This window comes from Agrobacterium sp. MCAB5, from assembly GCF_052114365.1.
Lineage (GTDB): Bacteria > Pseudomonadota > Alphaproteobacteria > Rhizobiales > Rhizobiaceae > Agrobacterium > Agrobacterium tumefaciens.
Window position 1 is genome coordinate 1 of record NZ_JBFREP010000072.1, and the last position, 817, is coordinate 817.

1 protein-coding gene is annotated in these 817 nt (G+C 61.1%); it reads left to right on the plus strand.

What is annotated here, in order from left to right:
* On the plus strand, positions 1–564 hold a 564-nt coding region (locus AB4Z23_RS27365), incomplete at its 5' end, for an alpha/beta hydrolase family protein (protein ID WP_441361170.1).
* Positions 565–817 lie beyond the last annotated feature (253 nt).

Here is an 817-nt window from a genome sequence, read left to right on the forward strand (position 1 = left end):
GCGCCAGCCGTTGCTGGCCGGATGGATCATTCACGCATCGGCGCGGTCGGTCATTCCTTTGGCGGCCACACCGTTGGGCTCCTGCTCGGCGCGCAGGTGGATGGTGAGGATTTTTCCGATCCAAGAATCTCGGCCGGCGTTCTCCTGACGACACCGGGCCGCGGCGGCAAGGACATGACGCCTGAGAGTGCTGCCCGGTTTCCGTTTTTCGACGTCGATTTCTCGACGCTATCGACACGCAGCCTCGTCGTTTGCGGTGATATGGACAATCCGCATTTTACAACCCGCGGTCCTGAGTGGCATGCAGATGCATTCCACGATGCACCGGGCGCTAAAGAAATGCTGATGATGCACGGGGTCGGGCATGGTCTTGGCGGCATTGCAGCTCTCGACGCAAAGGAAACAGACACTGAAGCACCAGACGTGCTGGAAGCGACCCGACGTCTTACGCTCGCCTGGCTTCAGACCGCGCTCGGCGCGGACAAGGGCGCTTGGCCGAGAGCTTGCCTCGCACTTAAGGGTGAGGTCGCAACGCTTGCGGCGGTCAGAGAGAAGCAGATCTAGACCTGGGGGCGATTGTCTTAGGCATCGTCGGGACTGATCTTGTTATGCCCGCTTTTACCGAGATCGCTCGCGATATTGGTGGCGACCGCTTCAACGCAGGCGACCCTCGCGGCTTACGTCGCGGGCACGCGGGTGGGGCTACTCGCCCGTACCTGTTGATCTGGTCGCTCTTCCAGATCCGCGCTGTTCATGGTCCCACCGCCGCCGCGCATTGAGTATTTCCATGACAGGCGATTACGCCGCACTACCAATC